Genomic DNA, 20,299 nt, shown 5'->3' with positions numbered 1-20,299 from the left:
TTGCCGTCATTCGCCGCCGTTGAAGGCGAGTTCCTGTTCCAGCGCTGGCCCGCGGGTTAAGATTGCGGCGATAAGTTCGTCAGCGAGATCACGCAAATTCCTCTCGGGGGTGTCGATAAGTGCCGCCTTTTCCGCCCGCGCTGTAGGGGCGAAAACGCGCTTGACGACCGTCGGCGAGCCGCGCAGGCCGCATCTGGTGAGGTCATCAATGCCGGCGTCGGCCGCACTCCACTTCAGGACCTGGCTACGCGCGGCGTACAGGGCGTCCTCGAGCGAGCCCCGACGGATCTCATTTGTGCCTTCCAGCATGGTGATGAGACAAGGGAACCTGCTCTTCAGCATCTGCGTGCCGCCTTCACAGCGGCGCTCGACCTTGATCTCGCGGGCATCGAGGTCAACGGAGGGGATCTTCGCGACATAGGTGAGTTGCATGAGATCGAGGCGCTTGGCAATGCCGGGCCCGACCTGGGCGGTGTCGCCATCGATCGTCTGCTTGCCGGTGAAGACGATGTCTGGCGTGCCGAACGTCTCGCCAACCTTCGCGATTGCCTGGGAAAGAGCGAAGGAGGTCGCCAGCGTGTCAGAGCCCGCAAAATAGCGATCGGTCAACAGCACCGCGCGGTCGGCGCCGTAACCGAGCGTCTTGCGCAACGCGTCCTCCGCCATGGGCGGACCCATAGTGAGCACGGTGACCTCGCCGCCGTAAGTGTCGCGCAGTCTAAGAGCCTCTTCGAGGGCGAATAGGTCGTAAGGATTGATGATGGTAGGCACACCCTGACGCATGATCGTGTTCGTAACGGGATGGACCCGTATCTGTGCCGAGTCCGGCACCTGCTTGATGCAGACTACGATGTGCATTGGCGGTCTCTTTGGGCTTCTATACGGATGCGGGCTTGGCAGTAGATTTTTGGCAGCATCATTCGTGCCAACTGTTTTGCGTGCTCATATTCCTCGAGACTCCGTTGGTTCCTTCCAGGGGCGCGTTCGTGATGACACGATTTGTCGGCTTCCCGACATTGTCGCGTCGCAACCATGTCGCGCTCATTCTTTTGCGAACCGCTTCAGTACGGACTCGAACGGGACGAAGGTGCGGCCCGGCGTGGCAGGCTTGTTCGGATCGTGGTCTTTGAGCACCTTGAAGATCCGGTGCTTAAGCGGCGAGGAAGTCGTGAAGTCCTCGTAAGCGCGTAGCAGCGTTGCGCGCACCCGCGCGGCGACCACCTGGTCGGGCAGATCGGATAGATCTTCTTCGGCAAGGTATTGGCCCACGCGCTTCATGATATGAAGCCGTGAGACATTCAGCACCTTTGGATCATAGGAGACCCCAAGGAGCGCGAAGAACTCCTCCGCGGCCGACAGGCCCTTTAGCCGCGCGAGGATGCCGGTAACATCGATGGGGCGGCCGTCAGCGGAACAATTCATCCCATTCTCCCTGGTCGGGCAACTGTGGTGTCGCTGTGTTCGTCGCCCAGCTGGCCTGGACCGGCGACATCCCCCAAGCGTGCCTCGCTGCACATTCCATCATAGATCTCGACCAGTTGAGCCGCAGTAATGGTCGACTTTGTCTCGGCCGCCTTGCGGCGGACGCGGGCCACCATCGCGGCTGCCAAATCCGGGTCGAGATCGCGACCGCTTTCGCTCAGCACACGGGCAATCGAGGTGGCGCCGGAATGCTTACCGATGACGATACGCCGGCAGCGGCCCACGAGTGCCGGGTCGAGCCCCTGGTAGGCGCGCGAGTCCTTCAGCAGCCCTGCGACGTGAGTGCCGGATTCGTGGGTGAAAACATCGGCGCCGACGACCGGCTTAATAGTCGCCGTCTGCCGGCGGGCGGCGCAAGCCACCTGGGCGGCGAGGTCGGGCAATGCGGTCAGCTCGATGCCGGTATCCGCGCCGTCGATGACGGCCATCGCGGCCGCCACTTCTTCCAGCGCGGCATTACCCGCACGCTCGCCGAGCCCGAGGACGGTGACGGACGCATGGCGCGCGCCTGCACGGATCGCGGCCAGCGTGTTGGCGGCCGCAAGGCCGAGATCGTTGTGCGCGTGAAATTCGAGGTCGATTTCAGACTTCGCCATGAGCTGGGCGACAAGTTCGAAAGTCGAAAAGGGGTCGAGAATGCCGACCGTGTCGGCCAGCCTGACGCGGCTTGCGCCGGCGCGCGCAGCCGTTTCGATGACGCGGGCAAGATGATCCCCATCAGCCCGCGAGGCATCCTCGCAGCCCACAGCGACGAAGAAGCCGGCAGCGGCTGCCCGCCTGACCATATCCTCGATGACCTGGAGCGCTCCCGCCTGATCGAGGCCGAGCTTGGCGGCAAGTTGGATGTCGGATGCAGGCAGCGACAGATTGACGGCGCCGACGCCGCTCTCGATCGCTGCGTCGAGATCCCGCGCCTTCATCCGGCACCAGGCCATGAGCCGAACCGGGAGACGCCGCGCGACCGCGGCGCGAATTGTATCGATCTCGTCGGCGCCCATGATCGGCGTGCCGATCTCGATCTCTGGGACGCCGGCGGCCACAAGAGACTCGGCGAGCTCCAGCTTTTCCGCCGTCGTAAAGGCGACACCGGGCGCCTGCTCGCCGTCGCGCAAGGTCGTGTCATTGAGGAAGACATCACGGCTCATGAACGGCAGCCTGTTCTGCTTCCGCTCAGGTATGGACCGGATCGAACGTCTTCGGGACTTCGCCCACGCGGCGCAGAACCGGGAGAGTCACGCAGCTTCTCAACGATTGCCGGCATGACCTCAAGCACCCGCTCGACGTCTTCTTCGTTGTTGTCGCGCGCAAACGAGAAGCGGACTGCCCCGTGTGGCATCTTCATCGCGCTCAGGACATGGCTGGGTTCCATTGAGCCGGAGGTGCAGGCGGAGCCGGAGGAACAGGCGATGCCTACGCGGCTCAGCAGATGTGGGATTCCATCGCTTTCGGTATGTTCAAAGGAGATGTTTGCGGTGTTTGGCAACCGCTCCATCGGATCGCCAGTGACACTGGTGTTTGGGATGCGCTGGAGGATCCCATCCTCCAGGCGGTCGCGCAGCGACTTTACCCGTGTGGTCGCGTCGTCCATGAATTTCAAGGCGAGTTCGGCCGCCGTGCCGAGCCCGACTATGCCGGGCGTGTTCTCGGTACCGGCACGCCGGCCGTGCTGTTGGTGCCCTCCCTTGATCATCGAGCGGAAGTGCACGCCACGCTTTATCCAAAGTGCACCGATCCCTTTGGGGCCATGAAGCTTGTGGCCGGAGAGCGACAGCATGTCGATAGCGGTCGATTTCAGGTCCATCGGAAGCTTGCCAACCGCCTGCACTGCATCGGTATGAAAAAGGGCGCCAATTTCCTTGGCCAACTCGGCGAGCTTGGCCACGGGAAAGATCGTACCGGTCTCGTTGTTCGCCCACATTACCGAGACGATTGCCACACGGGGCGAGAGGGCTGCCTTGTAGGCGTCGAGGTCAAGCCGGCCACGACGATCCACGGGGATCGTGTGGACCTTGACGCGGCGAACCTGCTCAAGATGCGCGCACAGCGTCAATACGGCGGGATGCTCGACCGCGGACGTCACGATCTCGGTTCGGTCGGTCGTGAGCTCGAGCGCCGAAAGGATCGCTGCATTGTCGCTTTCTGTTCCACCCGAGGTGAAGGTGATCTCATCGTCGAACTGCGCGCCGATCAGCGCCTGCAACTGCCGCCGCGCCTTTTTTATCGCCGCACCGACTGAGGCGCCAAAAGCGTGGGTCGACGAAGGGTTGCCGAATTGATCCGTGAAGTACGGCAACATCGCTCGCACAACGTCAGGATCGACCCGTGTCGTTGCGTTGTTGTCGAGGTAGACAGGCCTCATGCGAACAGTCCTCAGTTAACTGAAGGACTTGCCGCAGCCGCACTTGTCCCGCGCGTTGGGGTTGTCGAAGACAAAGCCGGAAGAGTCGAGCCCGGTGACGAAGTCGACGGTCATGCCGGCGACATGGGGTTGGGAGTCTGCGTCCACAAACAGCTTGATCCCATCTGTCTCCGTAATCACATCGCCCTGGCGCGAGACGCTTTCCAGGCCCATTATGTATTTGAACCCGGCGCAGCCGCCGGTCTGGACCATAATGCGAAAGCCCTCCGCTTGCTCGCTGGCGCGGGAAAGAGCCGTCTTGACGGCGGCAACAGCATTGTCGGTGAGCGTGATCATGGCAAGATTTCTCCTCAATCCGTGACGTCTTTGCGGATCACGCTGCAGGGACCGTGCCAAAAGAGAAAAAAACCGTTTCAACACGGCGCGATCCCTCTAGAGGCGCTATCAATCTTGTTGGCCATTGCTGAAAAGACGTCGGGCACCCGACACGCACTGTCGGGTTTGTCGAGTACGTGACACAAAGTGTCCGGCCTCGGTTCCCACTGAACTCTCACATAAATCATTGATGAGTGTGCGGAACATTGTTTTGCGCTTGTTCAGGTGAATTGGCACGACTTTTGAACCGCCTATTGGCGATGCGGCAAACACCGCCGAGACAAAAATCATGCTGCGAGTGCCCTCGCGATCGATCGAACGGAGCAAGCCAAGCAATATGTCAGGGCTGGGTCAGAACCGCTCTGCGCGGGTGGAATCGGCTCCTCGCCGCTCAGACGACACGCCCGGTTTCGATGGCGATCACGCACTCTCGCCAGCAGCACCCTGTTCCTGGACGAGCAGGAGGTCGGCATCGAGCACCACGCTGCGCTCAGTCGACCGACCACCCGGCAGGGCAGCTGATCCTCAACAAGCAGATGAAGGTCGCTAACACATGGACCAGCGCGAGAGACCATCGCCGCACGAAATCCGGCGGGCGCAGCAAGACAATCCGAAGATCCGTGAGCACGATCTCGCCGCCCGACTGGGCATTTCGGAAGCGGAACTGGTCGCAGCGCATTGCGGTCTGGGCGCGATTCGCGTCGAGCCGCGCGTCAATGATCTGCTGACCGGCCTCGAAGCGGTCGGCGAGGTGGTGGCGCATACCCGCAATGAAAGTGCTGTGCACGAAAAGATCGGCGTCTACGACAAGGTGCTCACCGGCGACAGGCATGCTCTGGTACTTGGCGACGACATCGACTTGCGCATCTTCCCGAAGGTTTGGGCGCATGGATTTGCTGTCGAGAAGCGCAATGGCAAGGACATTAGCCATAGCCTGCAATTCTTTGATGCCGCCGGCAAGGCGATCCACAAGGTGCAACTCGGGCCCGCCTCAAATCTCGATGCTTATCAGAAGCTGGTGGCTGAGTTGGAATCCTCGAGCCAGGAGCCGATCGTAGTATTCAAGGCGAGCGGAGCCAACGATGACGCAGAGGTTCCTGACCAAGCCACCACGGTGGAGGATCTACGCGAGTGCTGGAGCCAACTGACGGACGTGCATCAGTTCTTCGACATGTTGAAGAGACTGAAGCTCAGCCGCCGCGAGGCGGTGCGTATGGTCGGCGAGGTTTACGCTTGGGCGCTCGAAAAGGACGCCATCGGCGCCATGTTTCAACAGGCGGCCGAAGACGAAATGCCGATCATGTGCTTTGTGGGCAATCGTGGCTGCATCCAGATCCATTCCGGTCCGATCAAGTGGGTCAAAACAATCGGGCCGTGGATCAATGTGCTCGACGAGAACTTCCACCTGCATCTCGGGACTCACCACATCACAGAGGTATGGGCCGTTCGCAAGCCCACCAAGGACGGTCACGTCACCTCGCTCGAAGCCTACGACGCCGATGGCAAGATGATCATTCAGTTCTTTGGCAAGCGCCGCGAAGGCGAGGGCGAGCGCGAGGACTGGCGGTTTCTGGCCGAGACCCTGCCACGCATTCCCGGTCCGACCGCTGCATGAGTTGTTTTCCGTTTCCGCTCGGCGCTCGCGCCGCGCCTCGGCATTCTGCTGGCCATCGCTTTGCCTTTGGAGCGAGTGAGCGCGTAGCTATTGCTTCCCGTGCTGTCACGGATCGTTTCGATCGTCGCAATCACGCATCCATCGCGTAAATATGTTGGATCGGAACAATCGATTTTGCCAATAGCCTGAAGAAAGATATGAAGAGGTTTAGGCGGCGTGGGGACGCAGGATAAGGAGTGTCTCTGATGGCTATCCATGGTAGTCCGCGCGACAACGCCCTCTTCGGCACCAACGGTGAGAATGTGATCACAGATCCCGACGGTAATGACTGGATTGACGCTCTTGCCGGTAACGATTCCATTTCGGCGGGGCCCGGCAATGACCGAGTCTTCGGTGGCACAGGTAATGATCATGTCTTTGGCGAGGAGGGCAATGACTACCTCTACGGCGACAGCGGGCGAGACGGACCGCGCATCACTGCTGAGGATAATGACAAGCTCTATGGGGGTCCGGGTAACGACACCCTCTTTGTTGGTGACGGCAGGGATTTTCTGACCGGGGGGACAGGCAACGACACGTTCGTGTTCCAATTCCACAACCCGATCCCTGGATATGACCCGCGTTTCGGGCCGGACCCGGATAATACCTCGATCTTGGATTTCAACCCGGCGGATGACACTTTGGCCTTCGATGCGGTTGGCCTCGGTAGCGACGGTTTTGGCGCCAACTTCGTCAACCACGCCAGCTCACGGTCTGGCCATCCAGTTGACACCTTCTACAGCGGCGACGCCGCGGGCGCGAACGGCGAGCATGTCGTCGTGCTCACCAACTCGTTCAGCAACGGTTCCCAGGCTGCGGATGCGATCTCCAATGAGCATATCGGCGACATTATCGCTTACTATAATCCGTTAACCCAGTCAGGGAATCTGGCCTATGTCACCTCCGATAACCATGCCGACGATTTTGCTCATCTCGGTAATGTCCACAGCGTCGCGGATCTGGCTGGGCTTGGGTTAAGCGCGTGGGACTTTACCTTCGTCTGATCCGCGGGAACCTTGGATCGGATAGGACGAGATGCGCTACCGCGTAGATACACCGCCGCTTTCGCCGAGGGCGATAATCACCGCGACCGAGACGCGTCGGAGACGACAAGCTTGACGTCTCTGAAGCCGCGGCGCGTCAGCTTGCGCAGGAGCTCCGTCCAGGTCGGCTTGGCCACGGAGATGCCGACCTCATGCCAAGCACCTCGCGGCAATGGTCGACGCCGACGGCGATAATCACCGCGACCGAGACGACGCGGCCGCCGCGGCGCACCTTCAGATAGTTCGCGCACATCCACACCTATAGCCAATCGTCCTCGATCGGCCACTCAATCAAGGCCTCGAGCATCCCGTCGGTCTGCGAGGGAGAAAGCCGAATGGCCGCGGTACTCGGCGACGACCGCAATGCTTGGTGCATCGGCGACCAAAGAGTCTCGACATTATGCCAAGTTGGCAGAAGAGCCTCAGAAAGAGTGTCCTGCATCCTGTTAAATTGGTCTGAACCAAGGTTTGGCAGGAGCCAAGCCGAACAGTCCCCGTGTCGCGGACGCGACAAAGCTGACCGCAGGTGTCGGTTGTCGGACGTTTTGCCGGGAGGACATGTGGTCATCCAATGAGCGGCGGTCCCGGTGGTGGCTGAGCGTAGATCGGTTCAGCACCATCGATACGGCCGATCCGGCACGCAACTTGCTTAGATGATTTCGGGGCGCCAGCAGCAGTGCGTCACGGAGCTCAGCGATGATTGACCAGTCTCTCAACTTCAATGGGGATAACCAGTGGGTTACGCTTTAGAACCGCAGCACGAAGCAGGAGCCTCTGCTGCTTGAATGCGCGACCGATCTCTTGCGCGGGTGCGCGTTTGGCTGCATCGCGCAACACAATCACAACACCCTAGAGCTGGGACTTACTAGGTGCTGGCCAATCGACCTTGAGATCGGCCGGCGATCTCAATCGAGCGCATGAACGCCTGGCGTTCAGGAGAAGAGGCCAAATGGCGACAAATCCGGTTCCAGATCATGTCCCGCCCGAAATGGTGAGGGACTTCAGCCTGTTTACTTCGCCCGGCATGTCACCGACTCCCAACGGGGATCCCCACGCAGCAGTCGCTTGCGTCCATTCCGGTCTGCCTATCTTTTATTCACCCCTCAACACGCGCGACGGCAGGGGTACCTGGGTGATCACCCGCGCCAGCGACCAGCGCCGGGTGCTGCAGGACACCGAAACTTTTTCCAGCCATCGCAGCATCTTTGCCTCCGCGTTGGGCGAAAGCTGGCCGATGATCCCACTTGAACTTGATCCCCCTGCCCATGGCGCCTTTCGCTCATTGCTCAATCCGCTGTTTTCGCCAAAGCGGGTGGCGGCATTGGAGCCGGCTGTCCGCGAGCGGGCAATCAGGCTCATCGACGGGATCGCCGCATCGGGCACAAGCTGCGACGTCATGAAGGATTTCGCATTTCCGTTCACGGTAAATATCTTCCTTCATCTCCTAGGGCTACCGGATGACCGAATCGACACATTTGTCGGATGGGGGAGAGATCTGCTCCACGGCGACGATGTGAAGCGGCCGGCCGCGGCCCGGACGATCGTTTCGTTCATTGACGAACTTGCAGCCGCGCGCCGCAATGACCTGGTCGACGATTTCATGACCTTCATCGTGCAGGCACAGGTCGAGGGCCGCCGCCTGACCAAACAGGAAGTGCGCGGCGTCGGCGTGCTTGTTTTTGTTGCCGGGCTCGACACTGTTGCAGCAGCGATAGGCTTTGACCTGGCCCATCTCGCACGCAACCTCAAGGATCAGGAATTGCTGCGCGGCGAACCAGGCCGGATCGTGCCCGCGGCCGAAGAATTGCTGCGCGCCTATCCGACCGTTCAGTTGATCCGCGTGGCAACGAAAGATATCGACTTCGAAGGCGCGCCGATCCGCAAGGGAGACTATGTTTCCTGCGCCACGATGATCGCCAATCGCGACCCAGCGGAATTCGAATGCCCCAACACGGTCGATCTGGCGCGAGAGGATAACCGCCATGCCACCTTTGGCTATGGTCCCCATCGTTGCCTTGGCTCACATCTTGCCCGACGCGAGATCGTTATTGGGTTGGAGGAGTGGCTGGCGCGCATCCCGACCTTCCGGATCAAGAAGGGCACGGCACCCATCACCTCTGGCGGCCATGTGTTCGGGATCGAAAATCTGATTCTAGACTGGTCCTGACCAAGCTCCGCCCCGAGCCGAGGTGCAAAGACAATGGAGGCAGCGCCATGCGCATCATCGTCCAAAATACCAAATGCCAGGGCCACGCGCGATGCGCGGCGCACGCGCCACACATCTTCAAGCTCGATGACACCGGCTACATCCTGCCCGGTAACATCGAAGTTGCGGAAGGGGAGGAACTGACTGCATCGCGAGGCGCGCGGTCCTGTCCCGAACGTGCACTTAAACTCGACCGTGAACCCTGCAGCACGAGTTGAACCGGATGTCATTCCGCCGAGAGTGCGGCGGGCATGAAAGGGATCGACCAAGTGGCGCATACGGCAACGGAGGCACGCCTTCTGTTCCACCACCGTCCGCGTCCAACTGCGCAGGGGCACCTGCGGCATCGAGATGCCCCCCAGGATGCGCAAACGCCAAGGTGCGGTTCGCAAAACAATCTTCCGATCACAGAATTTGTGGAGACAGCAACTGGGGCCGATGGAACAGACGAAAATTGCCCAACTAATCGACCGTGACGCGATCCGCGACTGCCTCTATCGGTACTGCCGCGGGATCGACCGCGCCGATGAAGCGGCGCTACGCAGCGCATACTGGCCAGATGCGCATGACAATCACGGGGCCTATTGCGGCCCTGCAGAGGGGTTCATCGAGTTTGCACTCGGCGTCTTCAAGGCCGGACCCCGCAACATCCACCAGATCACCAACATCCTGATCGAATTCATCAGTTCGTCAGAGGCTGCGGTCGAGAGCTATTTCACCGCGCTACAACGCGCGCCAGATCAAGACCGAGACGTACGCCAGACGCTCCTGTGCGGCCGTTACTGCGATCTGTTTCACAAGAGGGAAGGGGAGTGGCGGATTGCCGAACGGACAGTGGTCTACGATTGGCTTGAGGAGCAGATCCCACCAGCGATCGTTGAGGCAGAACGGTTCGGCCCGCGACGGCCGATCGGAGCACCGCATCCGGACGATCCGGTCTACAGGCTCGGAAAGCGTCGCATTCCTTCTCGCCATGACGCTTCGGAGGCTTCGAACGACACAGCCGCATCGGCCGAGGAGACTCAAGGCCATGACAACTTTGTGATGCTACAGCGATCGCGGCGAAAGACTGCCCGGTGAAGGTGCACCAAATTGGATTGCCTTTTTGCCCGCAACGCCGTGAGCGAGAGGCTCTGTCCCACCAGCCCGCCGACGACACGGTGTCCACAAATTCACGGGACCTGGCAGCGCCGATCATCCAGGCAAGCTCCTGTCCTTGGCCGGTCCCTCGGCAGCCTCGGCTACCAAATCGGAAGTTGGACCGCTGCCGGATCGCTGCGTCGTCTTTCCGTGTCCGCAACTGGCCGTCGCCAGGACGTGCTGCTTTAGCGCGACGCATCTTTTGCCGCTCAAAATTGATCGGCTGGAATCGCTGAAGGGAGCGCGGGAGAAGTCCTCAACATGCAGACAGGACGGATCGTCATCATTACGGGCGCCGCAGGTGGGATCGGCCGTGCCCTGGTCGAAGTTCTTGCCAGGGATGGAGACACTGTCGTTGCGGTAGACCTTCCTGGCAGTGGCGTCGTTGAACTGGCCCGTGGTCTCGGCCAGCCGCATCTCGGCCTCGAGTGCGACGTCTCGCGGGAGGAGGATGTGCTCGCGCTTTACGGTCGGGTCGAAGCACAGTTCGCCCAGATCAGCGTCCTCATCAACAACGCCGGGATGGGCCCCACCATGGCTGCGAGCGTCGACACTGGCGTCGACGCCTTCCGCCTCGCCCTGGCGGTAAACTTGATTGGACCGTTCGTCATGGCCCGCGAAGCGGCGAGGCGCATGAGGCGGGGCGGTGCCATCGTCAACGTCGCTTCGATGGCGGGCGTAGTAGGCAACCCCAAGCGCAACGCCTACGCGGCCTCGAAAGCGGGCCTGATCTCGTTGACAAAATCGCTTGCATGCGAGTGGGCTTCTCGCGGCATTCGCGTGACGGCGGTAGCGCCCGGCTACGTGCGCACGCCGATGGTGGGAGAACTGGAACGCGCGGACAAAGTGGACCTGGCGGCCGTGCGCCGCCGCGTGCCGCTGGGGCGTTTGGCGCGCCCGGACGAGATCGCCCTCGCCGTGCGTTTTCTGACCAGCTCGCAGGCGCGCTACATCACCGGTTCAGTGCTGGCGGTCGACGGAGGCTGGATGTCATTCAACCAGCCGGGGGATGCGCACCCGCAGGTGGATGGGATACCCGAGGCCGAACTCTGCTGTCCGGCCGAACGCACCGACGCGCGTATCGTGCTCGTCACTGGCGGCGCGAACGGCATTGGCGCGGCCGTCGTTCGCCGTTTTGCAGCAAACGGCGATACCGTTGTGATTGCTGATAGAGATGGCGCTGCAGCGGCAGAACTCGCTGCGTGGCTCCGCGGCAAGAACCCGGCCAGATGCGTGGATGTGGCCGTCGAGAGCGAGGTGGTAGCGCTATTCGAGGAGATGCGGGCGAGCTTCGGGCGCATCGATGTGCTAGTCAACGGTGCTGCTGCCGCCGACACTTTGTCGTTGGGAATCGAACAAATACCGGAACACATCCAACACGTCTTGGATGTCAATCTTACCGGGGCCTTCACCTGCGCTCGCGAAGCGATCAAGACGATGCGCGCTGGCGGCGTGATCCTCAACATCGGATCGATCAATAGGTTTCTGCCGTTCGCGCCGCGCCATGCCTACGGTGCCTCCCAGGCGGGGCTGGACATTCTGACCCGATGCCTGGCGGCCGAACTCGGGCCGGTCGGCATACGGACGGCCACCGTCGCTCCTGGCTTCATTTGCACGCCTGGCGTTGCTCAATTGGCGAAGGTCGGCCGCATCGATATGAAAACGATCGCACGACGCATCCCGGTGGGCAGGCTGGGACAGCCGAAAGACGTGGCTGACGCAGCGTTCTTCCTGGCTTCATCCGCCGCCTCGTACGTCAACGGCTCCATCCTGTACGTGGACGGCGGCTGGACCTCTTTCGGTGATGCGGGAAACGCCAGCGAACTCGATAACGAGTATTTTGCGGAGGCCGCGTGTTGATCGTCGACTATTCGCCAGGCGACGGGCCGCTGGTCATCGAAGCCGAGTTCGTCCAAGGGTTCATGGTCCGGTCGGGCGCCGCGCCCGCACTGCTGTGACCGAAGATGTCATCCGCGGCGAGACAAAACGTCCGTCCTCATCGCTGTCGAAGCAGTTCCAACCGCTCGGCGCGCCTACAGCGGCCGAAAGGCTTGCCGCATGACCACGCCGCCGCCAAGGGCAAGATCGAGGCCGCGGCCAAGGCCTTGGGTGCGTACTTAGCGCAACTCCCGATCGGCCCACACCGCCATAGACAAGGAAACACCATGGAATTCGCAACCTTCATCCTGGCCGCCCAGCGTGGTTATCATCAGTCCAGCGAGAGCGTGATCCGCAATTCCATCGAACAGGTGGTCGCTTCGGAGCAGGCCGGCTTCGATACCGCGTGGTTCGCGGAGCACCACTTCAACAATTATAGCCTTATTCCCTCGCCCTTGATGATGGTGGCGCACTGCGCCGGCGTGACGAGTACCATTCGCCTTGGCACTGCCGTGTGCGTGTTGCCGCTCTATCAACCGCAGCGCCTGCTTTCCGAGATCGGCTTCGCCGACATTGTTGCGAACGGCCGCCTCGAGCTTGGCGTCGGCTCGGGATACCAGCAATTCGAGTTCGAGCGCTTCGGCGTCAATATCGATGAGGCTCCGGCGGTCTTTTCGGAATATTTGGACATCCTTCTGAAGGGCCTCAACCAGAACATCTTTGAGCACGACGGCCAGCATGAGAACATTCCCCCGACGGCGATTTCGCTGCGCACCGTCCAGAAGCCGACTCCGCCGATCTGGATCGCCACCGGGACGGCCCGCATGGGCCGAGCCTATCGTGAGGGACACAATCTTTTTGTGACGGCATTCCATAACGGATTAGAAATTTTGCGCGTCCTGCGCGAAGCCATCGAGAAGGCGGCGGCTGCCGAAGGCAAGAATGTCACGGACGCCAAGATGTCTTTGCTACGTTGCTGCTATGCCAGCGACGACGAGGCAGAGATCGACAGCTATCTCGACAACGCCCGCTTCCAGCGCCGGCTGTCTGAAGCACTGCATCAGCGTCGCCAGCAGAGCCTGGACGGCTATCTGCTAAAAGAAACGCCAACGCAGCAAGATATGTCATTCGCGACGATGCGCCGGAACCTGCCGATCGGCAGCGTGAATCGCGTGATCGATCGCCTACTGGAAGAGATCGACATCTTAAAACCCAACCAGATCGCAATTCAGACCCAGTTGGGGGATTTCGACCAAAAGACGATGCTGCGCCAGATCGAGCTCTGGGGAGACAAGATCATCCCGGCAGTCAACAAGTCCCTCGCTCATCAGGGCGGTTGATGGCACAAAACCAGGAGAATGGCACCCATGCTCGCCCACCACTGTGGCTGCCTCTGCGCTGGCCAATCGCCGCTGGAGTTTGATCAGCATGTGCTTACCTGCGTGCTTTCGTGTGCGCTCGAGGAAGTTGAGGCCGGCAAGGCAACGGCGACGGAGGCAACCGGTCTTTCGCGCGCCGAGCTGCGCGATGTCCTGGCCCGCAGCTTTCCCACTATCCCCGTCAAGGCGTTCGCCCTGGAAGAGATGGGCGAGCCCGAGCCGGACCCGGAGGAAGAACTTTTGCGCGAGCTGCTCCTGGCCCATGCCCTGCCGGGCGACCCGGCAAGCGCCCGGTTTGCCAAGATCATCGCGCGGCGCGCCATGCGCAATGACCATCTCTGGCAGGACCTTGGCCTTTTCAATCGAACCGAGCTCAGCCGCCTGCTTGCCACGCATTTTCCGACACTGGCGGCCGGCAACACCCAAAACATGAAATGGAAGAAGTACTTTTACCGCAAGCTCTGTGAGGCCGAAGGGTTTTCGCTATGCACCGCGCCCAGTTGCCGGGAATGCAATGATTTCGAAAGCTGCTTCGGTCCGGAGGAAGGCGAAAATCGGCTCGCACGGATCAAGAATAAAATTGCATTAGATCAAGAGCAGCTTTCGTCAGTGTTACGAGGCAGCCGACCTTGATCGCCATCGAGCCGTAGGCGCTTTTCCCGGCGACGTTACACGGGAGGAGGGGACCTTCATCGCATGATCGCGGTGAGCGCTGGTCGATTCGACTCGGGTCGAGATCTTCTTGTTTCGGAAGCAGGGGCGATCATATTTGACTAGCCAAACGAACGGGCGCATGACCTGTTCCTAGCACTATCGGGTCACATGTAGTCTCTTAGAGACATTAGCACCCCATAGAAAACACGCTGAAAGCACAGACCCAAGGACGGCCTGTCTCCACAAGGAGCCGGCCGCGACGCCGAGCATGACGACAACGTGCGCAGCCTGCCACAACGGGACGTGCCGTTGGTGCTGGGCGCCTGCCCATCGCAAATTACACGAAGGTGGCGCAAATCCGGACCTGGCGGGACTTTACAGCCGTTGCGGACAGGGCGCGGCCGACTATTGGGGTCAGCCCAGGCGCCTGGCAGGAGGCGGCGGAGGTCATGGGTTCACAGAATGCGTCGATTACCCTGGCTGCGATCCTGCAACGGGCCGAACACATCCGCAGTTGTGGCGGCTATCTGCGGGATCTCACGGAAAAAGCGCGGGCGCAGAAATTCTCTGTGTGGCCCATGGTCACCGCGTTGCTCAACGCCAGAGTCGGGGCGTTGGAGAAGGCTGCTGCCGGAAAAGGTGCGGAGGAATCCTCAGCAGCGCAGGAGCGCGGCGGGTGCCGTGGGGCAGCTCGCTGGATATCAGCGACGCGCTGCGCGACAGCATGAAGAAAAAGGGCTGGTGATGATGTCCCGGGCTGGATCGCCGATGCCGCCATTGGCAATGAGCTCGGAACGGAGAGCGTGCGGTCGATCAGGTCCTTGACCCAGAATGGCCGCTCGGCCGGCCTGTTCGACCTTTCAGCCGGTTCGTCTGAGGCCTTGCTGATATACGACTATGACTGTTCGCCTAGCAGCGATGCCAGTTGTGTGAGCCCGACAGCTTCTATTTTCGGGGCCATCGGATAGGACTCGGTTCCGGCGTACACGACGAAAGTGCGGTCGGGCTGAACATCTTCCAAGGCCATATGCAGACCCTTTCCCAGCGAAGGAGACAGGCTGCGTTTTATTTCGATTGCCCAGACGCCGCGATTGGCTGGAAGCTGGAGGACAAGATCGATCTCGGCTCCGGCCGCGGTGCGGAAGAAGCTTGCGAGGGTCCCTTCGGGCGCCACCGATACAAGATTCTCCAGAACGAAGCCTTCCCAACTCGCGCCGACGACCGGGTGGCCGGCGAGGCTGTCGGCCGTCTCTATGCCAAGCAGGGCATGTACGAGCCCGCTGTCGCGGACGTACACTTTCGGTGTTTTGACGAGGCGTTTGCCCGTATTGGCGTGCAACGGCGGCAGCCGACGGATCAACAGCAGGTCCACAAGCAGATCAACATAGGACGAAATGGTCGGCGCGCTGACCGAAAGGTTGGCCGCCAGGCGTGACGCATTCAGCAGGCCCGCCTGATTGTGGGCAAGCATGGTCCACAGCCGTTCGAGGGTTTGCGCCGGAATCCGCGGGCCGAATTGCGGCACGTCGCGCTCGAGATAAGTGCGGATGAAATTGCGTCGATACGCGAAGCTGTTGGCTTCCGAATGTGCAAGAAAACTGTCCGGGAACCCGCCACGCAGCCAGAGACTTTCAACCGACAGCTTTTCAGAAGCGATCTCGAGCGCGTCCAGCGGTGTCATCTCGACATATTCGATGCGGCCAGCCAGGCTTTCGCCCGATTGACGCAGCAGATCCATCGAGGCTGATCCCAGAAGCAGGAAACGACCGGTGCGGCGTCCGCGCCGGCGTCCGGCGTCGATCAACCCTCGAAGCTCCTGGAACAACTCTGGCATTCGATGGATCTCGTCCAGGATGACCAGACGGTCCTCGTAGGCGCGCAGGAACAGTGCTGGATCCGACAACTTGTTCCTGTCCTCGCGGGACTCCAGATCGAGATAGAGTGCATCCAGGTCTTCACCAATCTGCAAGGCGAGCGTTGTCTTGCCGACCTGGCGTGGGCCGATGAGGGCCACAGCAGCTTGACGGGCAAGCGCCTGACGAACTTGAGGTAGCACACGGCGGCCTATCATCCATGCAAATTAAAAGGCGCGTTTTAAGATTGCAAGGATAAAGAGCTGGGATACCGCACAACGGAGGCGCGCAGCAAGCCGTGTTCCGATCACTCCGCACGGTCACGCCGGAAATGGGACCGGATGGCGCGCGCGATCGATACGTCGGCGGCAGTCAGACATTGACTTTCATCCTTTCCGCTTCCATGTAGTAACCCATTGGGTTATATGACTGCATCCAGACAGTTGCCGAGACACCATTGTTCATCAAGCAGGCAGCTGAGCTGTTCAGTGAGGATGAGCGAAAGGAACTGATCGACTTTCTGGCCGCCAATCCGAAGGTTGGTGATGAGATTCCCGGAACCGGCGGTGTGCGAAAGGTGCGGTTCGGCGCCAAAGGCAAGGGCAAGCGCGGCGCGGCACGCGTCATCTATTATTGGTACAGCGATGACGCGCCGATCTACGCGCTGTTGGCGTACGGAAAGAACGAGAAAGTCGATCTAGAGCCCGACGAAGCCAAGGCGGTCGCGGCATTCGCCAAAGCGATCAAGGCAGCTAACAAGGAGCAGGACATGAGCGAGATGACGAAGTTCGGCGCCGATCTGATCCAGGCGATGTCGGAAGCTTTGGCTCACGCGCAAGGCAAGGACGTTCCCGGCATCAAGGTCCACAGCGTGGACGTTGGCGTTGTGGACGCAAAAGCAATCCGCAAGAAGCTCGATCTTACACAGGACGAGATGGCAACCGTGCTGGGGACCAGCCCATCCGGCTACAAGAAATGGGAGCAGGGGAAAAGGCAGCCGAGTGGCGCTGCGCGCACCTTGCTTCGCATCATGAAGAAAGAGCCCGAGGCCGTGTTGCGAGCCCTGTCGTCCGAGAAGGAGACGACCAAAGAACTTCATGGTGCATCGCACTGAGCAGGGGAGGGGCTTTTTCTACAGCCCGGACGCCTTGGTTAGTTGGTCGCGCCGCCGCTGATACTTTCGCGTCATTTCGGCTGAGGCATAGCCGAGCTGTTTTTGCACATGCGGTTCACGCAGCTCTGCCAATTGATTATCCGTCCAGATTGCGATCTGTATGTCGGGATGCGACGGGGCCGTAGGATAGCGAGTGCCATCAGGGTAGGCCCCGAAATCCCCTCGGTAATCTCTCCCATGCGTTTGACAAGAAGCAGTCGCGGCACACTCTTGCATTGGACGTCGCGTGACATACGTGATATGAGTGTGCTCATACGCAATCTCACGTGATGTCTTGTCCGACGCTCTCTTCTCATCTTTCCTCATGGTCGATCGACCGCATGCGCCGATCGGCGGACGGCGCACGTCGGGCGGCGCTAGGGCGCAGGAGCGCCCTAGCCGCACCGTCTCCGACGATCGCGAGCTTCTTGTCGGGGCGATCCGTCGCGCGCTTCAAGAAACAGCGCCCGCGTTGGCGGCGCCAGCAACTGCGACCTCGACAGGATTCGTGGATCTCGCTGCCGCGGCCGCCGACATCGCCCTGGGGCACTCCGTCGTCCTTCAACTCAAGCCCGACCTAGACCAAGGACGCCGAAGCGCGGTGCGCTCCTTCCTTGAAATAGTCGTCCGCGTGAGTGCCACGCTTGACGAAACACGCCTCGAGTCGGCGATCAGCAAGCTCGCGGAGGTCCTCCTGCCCGATGAGCTCGCCGACGCGCGCGGAGCATTGGCCTCGGACAACCTCGAGCTCCGTGATCGATTCGTCTCGGAGGTTCCTCAGCTCACGAGCGCCGAGATCGGAGCGCAGGCGGGGCTGAAGACCAAGAACCCCTATGCGACCGCAGCGCGCTGGAAAAAGGCTGGCAACATCTTCTCGGTCCAGCACCGAGGCAAAGAGTATTTCCCGGCTTTCCAGTTCCGCGAGGGACGGCCGCACCCGACGATCAAGAAGGCGCTCGGGGCACTCCCTCCCCGGCTGTCTGCGTGGCAACGTGCCTTCTGGTTCATGTCGACGAATGGCTGGCTGGCCGACAAGGCACCCGCCGATATGCTCGACAGTCCGCAGTCAATCATCGCAGCCGCTGAACGAGAGGGCCAAGAGGTGGTTGGGTGAGCGTTTCAAGCGTACGCCCGCCGCCTTCTTCCTTTCCGAGCATTAACACCCAAAAGGTCACGAAAGGCATTGTCCTCCATCGCACGCACGGCTCCAGCTTCCGGCCGGCGCAGTTCAACCCATGCATGGGTCAGCCGACGCGATTCGCTCCTTTTCCAGACTCCGCAGGCGCATGCGTACCGACGCTCTACGCGGCGACATCGCGGGAGGCAGCGGCTTTCGAGTCGATCTTTCACGACATCGAGCCTACTGCCGTCTTCAAGACAGTCCGCCTCGACGTCATCGAATCGCGCAGCGTAAGCCGCATTGCACCGAAGCGCGATCTGCTCCTGGCCGGCCTGTTCGCGCCGGATCTCAAGGTGTGGGGCATAAGCCGCGGCGATCTCATCGAGACGCCGAAATCGACCTACCGTCAGACTGTTCTTTGGGCCCAAGCGATTCACAGCGCCAGAGCGGACGTTGACGGCCTGCTTTGGACATCTCGACAGTGCGACCCGGACCGATGCGTAATACTATTCGAGGATCGTGTCAGCGAGGGAGATTTCGAGGTTCACGACAGCATCGAGGTCGGCGCCGACGCGGACCTGTTGCTCGAGATCCGAGCTTTCGGCATGCGCGCCGGCATTGCCATCGTTTCTTAGGCATGCGTTGATGTCGAGAACACATGCTCCGCGGCCGGTTGGCCCTCCTCACGAGACGTATGTTTCTCGATACCGAAGTCCATAGACGAGCTAGGGGGCGCGGGCATCCCGAAAAATGCCTACGCTCGATCAGGGCGAGATCGATAACCTTGCTTGGGGAGCTTTTGTCGAGCAGCTCGTTAGCGAATTGAAGGGGGCATTCAATCGCTGCCTGGAAGTCCCCGCTGGCAGGTGTTTAAGGTGATTTCGCGGGTCGCGCGCCGTTTGGCGCGCGCAACGGCAAAGAATTCCCGACGAGTCGAGGACGAGGAATCTCCCACCGCTGTCACCACAATTCTCTGCCATTCGTTCCAGCGGTCGTCGTGTTTCGTGCTGACGGCTTCGAGTTGTTTTGCCAGCGGTCGGGAGTCTCCTTCGGAATGCCGGCTTTGCGGCCCAGGCTCTTGAAGGGTTCGCCTGAGGTCTCGGCTCGTCGCATAGGGATCACGCCGCGGGTCCCGTTGCCGTCACACGGAGAAAAACGCCGTGACTGACCGAGTTTCAACAAGTCCTTTGGAGACGCGAAGAAACGCCCATAGTCATTCGGTGATGGACTCGTCGTTTTGGCCGCAACCGGCTCGGAGGAAGGCAAATGCAGCCTCGCAAGGATCAAGAACGGGATCGCGTTGGACTAAGATCCGTCTTCGTCACCAGTATGAGGCGGCCAATCTTGATCGCCATCGAGCCGTAGGCGATTTTCCCGGCGTCACACGGGAGGAGGGGATGTGCACCGCCCTGATCTGGTGAGCGGTCAATGACGCGCCCGGCCGGCAACAGGGGTTGACCGGGTGACGGAGGACTGTAGCAATGATGCGGTCGGGCGAAGAGCGGCAACTCCCAATAGTCGAGCGGAACGCGTCTCAACCATGGCGGATCGGTCCCGGAACAGAAGTGCCGTGGCGACGCATTCGCGACGATATTGCAAAGAAGGATATCCAGTGGTTAGAAAGCGAGGCCCAAAGCAAGTGAGAGCCTCTGCAGAGCCTGGTTGATTGAACCGCGCCCTGCTGCCCGGCTGACAATTCTAGCTTGTCGCTGATCAAAGATGGATGGCGCTTTTGAAGAGCTGACACGTGCGACCGAAGACTCAAGCGACCGCCCATCCGTGCCAACCTTTTTGGTGGCCAGCACCATTTCCTTCCCCTGAGATGACATGAGCAGATATAAGGATTACCGCAAGCCCCGTCGGCGTCGAGATGACGACGGCCCGTTTCCTTTGATCGTGTCTCAGGAAGTGGTGTAGCTGACGGCATTGGTCGCCGTGCTCTCCGGCAAGGGCCGGAATGATCAGCGCGCCACTGCCGGCAGGCTGATGAGCGGATCATCGCT

At 60.7% G+C, this 20,299-nt stretch carries 18 protein-coding genes and 2 pseudogenes; 12 read left to right on the top strand and 8 right to left on the bottom strand.

Translation table 11 applies throughout. The features are described from left to right. Positions 1 to 6: 6 nt before the first annotated feature. The 5 genes from RFM41_RS32775 to RFM41_RS32755 form a co-directional block, all read right to left on the bottom strand. Positions 7 to 858: an electron transfer flavoprotein subunit beta/FixA family protein gene (locus RFM41_RS32775; protein WP_320253343.1), complete on the bottom strand. Its 852-nt coding sequence runs from the start codon at positions 856 to 858 to the stop codon at positions 7 to 9. A gap of 183 nt (positions 859 to 1,041) precedes the next feature. Then, positions 1,042 to 1,422, bottom strand: a complete 381-nt coding sequence (gene nifW, locus RFM41_RS32770) for a nitrogenase stabilizing/protective protein NifW (protein WP_320253342.1) — start codon at positions 1,420 to 1,422, stop codon at positions 1,042 to 1,044. Continuing rightward, positions 1,419 to 2,627 (bottom strand): homocitrate synthase, encoded by a 1,209-nt coding sequence (gene nifV, locus RFM41_RS32765; RefSeq protein WP_320253341.1) that lies wholly within the window; start codon positions 2,625 to 2,627, stop codon positions 1,419 to 1,421. Before nifV ends, nifW begins: the two co-directional genes overlap by 4 nt. Further along, positions 2,624 to 3,841 carry a cysteine desulfurase NifS gene (nifS, locus tag RFM41_RS32760; protein WP_320253340.1) on the bottom strand — a complete coding sequence of 406 codons (1,218 nt, stop codon included), beginning with the start codon at positions 3,839 to 3,841 and terminating at the stop codon, positions 2,624 to 2,626. Before nifS ends, nifV begins: the two co-directional genes overlap by 4 nt. Before the next feature lie 15 nt (positions 3,842 to 3,856). Continuing rightward, positions 3,857 to 4,177, bottom strand: coding sequence for a HesB/IscA family protein (locus RFM41_RS32755; RefSeq protein ID WP_041003345.1), 321 nt, complete (start codon positions 4,175 to 4,177; stop codon positions 3,857 to 3,859). A gap of 592 nt (positions 4,178 to 4,769) precedes the next feature. Between RFM41_RS32755 and RFM41_RS32750 the strand changes: the two genes are divergently transcribed. Further along, the gene (locus RFM41_RS32750; RefSeq protein WP_320253339.1) at positions 4,770 to 5,831 is read left to right on the top strand and encodes a hemin-degrading factor; all 1,062 of its coding nucleotides are present in this window, start codon (positions 4,770 to 4,772) and stop codon (positions 5,829 to 5,831) included. 245 nt (positions 5,832 to 6,076) lie between these two features. Next, positions 6,077 to 6,874, top strand: a complete 798-nt coding sequence (locus RFM41_RS32745) for a calcium-binding protein (protein ID WP_320253338.1) — start codon at positions 6,077 to 6,079, stop codon at positions 6,872 to 6,874. Positions 6,875 to 6,966: 92 nt separating this feature from the next. On the opposite strand, the pseudogene RFM41_RS32740 reads toward RFM41_RS32745, so the two are convergent. Further along, positions 6,967 to 7,202 (bottom strand): annotated as a pseudogene (locus RFM41_RS32740) (transposase); the annotation flags it as partial. Positions 7,203 to 7,862: 660 nt separating this feature from the next. Here RFM41_RS32740 and RFM41_RS32735 point away from each other — a divergent pair. The 7 genes from RFM41_RS32735 (at position 7,863) to repC (ending at position 14,898) form a co-directional block, all read left to right on the top strand. Then, complete coding sequence (locus RFM41_RS32735) at positions 7,863 to 9,080, top strand: cytochrome P450 (protein WP_320253337.1); 1,218 nt, start codon at positions 7,863 to 7,865, stop codon at positions 9,078 to 9,080. 47 nt (positions 9,081 to 9,127) lie between these two features. Continuing rightward, positions 9,128 to 9,337, top strand: coding sequence for a ferredoxin (locus RFM41_RS32730; RefSeq protein WP_320253336.1), 210 nt, complete (start codon positions 9,128 to 9,130; stop codon positions 9,335 to 9,337). 220 nt (positions 9,338 to 9,557) lie between these two features. Further along, a complete protein-coding gene (locus RFM41_RS32725; RefSeq protein WP_320253335.1) occupies positions 9,558 to 10,199 on the top strand; it encodes a nuclear transport factor 2 family protein in 642 nt (213 codons plus the stop codon). A gap of 321 nt (positions 10,200 to 10,520) precedes the next feature. After that, positions 10,521 to 12,119: an SDR family oxidoreductase gene (locus RFM41_RS32720; RefSeq protein WP_320253334.1), complete on the top strand. Its 1,599-nt coding sequence runs from the start codon at positions 10,521 to 10,523 to the stop codon at positions 12,117 to 12,119. 305 nt (positions 12,120 to 12,424) lie between these two features. Then, positions 12,425 to 13,477 carry an LLM class flavin-dependent oxidoreductase gene (locus RFM41_RS32715; RefSeq protein ID WP_320253333.1) on the top strand — a complete coding sequence of 351 codons (1,053 nt, stop codon included), beginning with the start codon at positions 12,425 to 12,427 and terminating at the stop codon, positions 13,475 to 13,477. A 27-nt stretch (positions 13,478 to 13,504) separates the two neighbouring features. Beyond that, entirely contained in the window at positions 13,505 to 14,149 is a 645-nt protein-coding gene (locus RFM41_RS32710) for a nitrogen fixation protein NifQ (protein ID WP_320253332.1), read from the top strand. Between the two features lie 344 nt (positions 14,150 to 14,493). Next, positions 14,494 to 14,898 (top strand): replication initiation protein RepC, encoded by a 405-nt coding sequence (repC, locus tag RFM41_RS32705; protein WP_430691594.1) that lies wholly within the window; start codon positions 14,494 to 14,496, stop codon positions 14,896 to 14,898. A gap of 167 nt (positions 14,899 to 15,065) precedes the next feature. Here repC and RFM41_RS32700 read toward each other — a convergent pair whose 3' ends face one another. Beyond that, complete coding sequence (locus tag RFM41_RS32700; protein WP_320215374.1) at positions 15,066 to 16,184, bottom strand: ATP-binding protein; 1,119 nt, start codon at positions 16,182 to 16,184, stop codon at positions 15,066 to 15,068. A gap of 296 nt (positions 16,185 to 16,480) precedes the next feature. On the opposite strand from RFM41_RS32700, the gene RFM41_RS32695 reads away from it, so the two are divergent. After that, positions 16,481 to 17,137, top strand: a complete 657-nt coding sequence (locus RFM41_RS32695) for a helix-turn-helix domain-containing protein (RefSeq protein WP_320223326.1) — start codon at positions 16,481 to 16,483, stop codon at positions 17,135 to 17,137. 18 nt (positions 17,138 to 17,155) lie between these two features. On the opposite strand, the pseudogene RFM41_RS32690 reads toward RFM41_RS32695, so the two are convergent. Then, positions 17,156 to 17,266 (bottom strand): annotated as a pseudogene (locus RFM41_RS32690) (integrase); the annotation flags it as partial. A 205-nt stretch (positions 17,267 to 17,471) separates the two neighbouring features. On the opposite strand from RFM41_RS32690, the gene RFM41_RS32685 reads away from it, so the two are divergent. Beyond that, positions 17,472 to 18,290: a hypothetical protein gene (locus RFM41_RS32685; protein ID WP_320253330.1), complete on the top strand. Its 819-nt coding sequence runs from the start codon at positions 17,472 to 17,474 to the stop codon at positions 18,288 to 18,290. Beyond that, positions 18,287 to 18,931: an RES family NAD+ phosphorylase gene (locus RFM41_RS32680; RefSeq protein ID WP_320253329.1), complete on the top strand. Its 645-nt coding sequence runs from the start codon at positions 18,287 to 18,289 to the stop codon at positions 18,929 to 18,931. The genes RFM41_RS32685 and RFM41_RS32680 overlap by 4 nt, the downstream gene beginning before the upstream one ends. Positions 18,932 to 20,299 lie beyond the last annotated feature (1,368 nt).

Origin of the sequence: Mesorhizobium vachelliae (genome assembly GCF_033977325.1) — a bacterium.
Classification (GTDB): domain Bacteria; phylum Pseudomonadota; class Alphaproteobacteria; order Rhizobiales; family Rhizobiaceae; genus Mesorhizobium; species Mesorhizobium vachelliae.
This window is presented reverse-complemented; position numbering and strand designations above follow the sequence as displayed.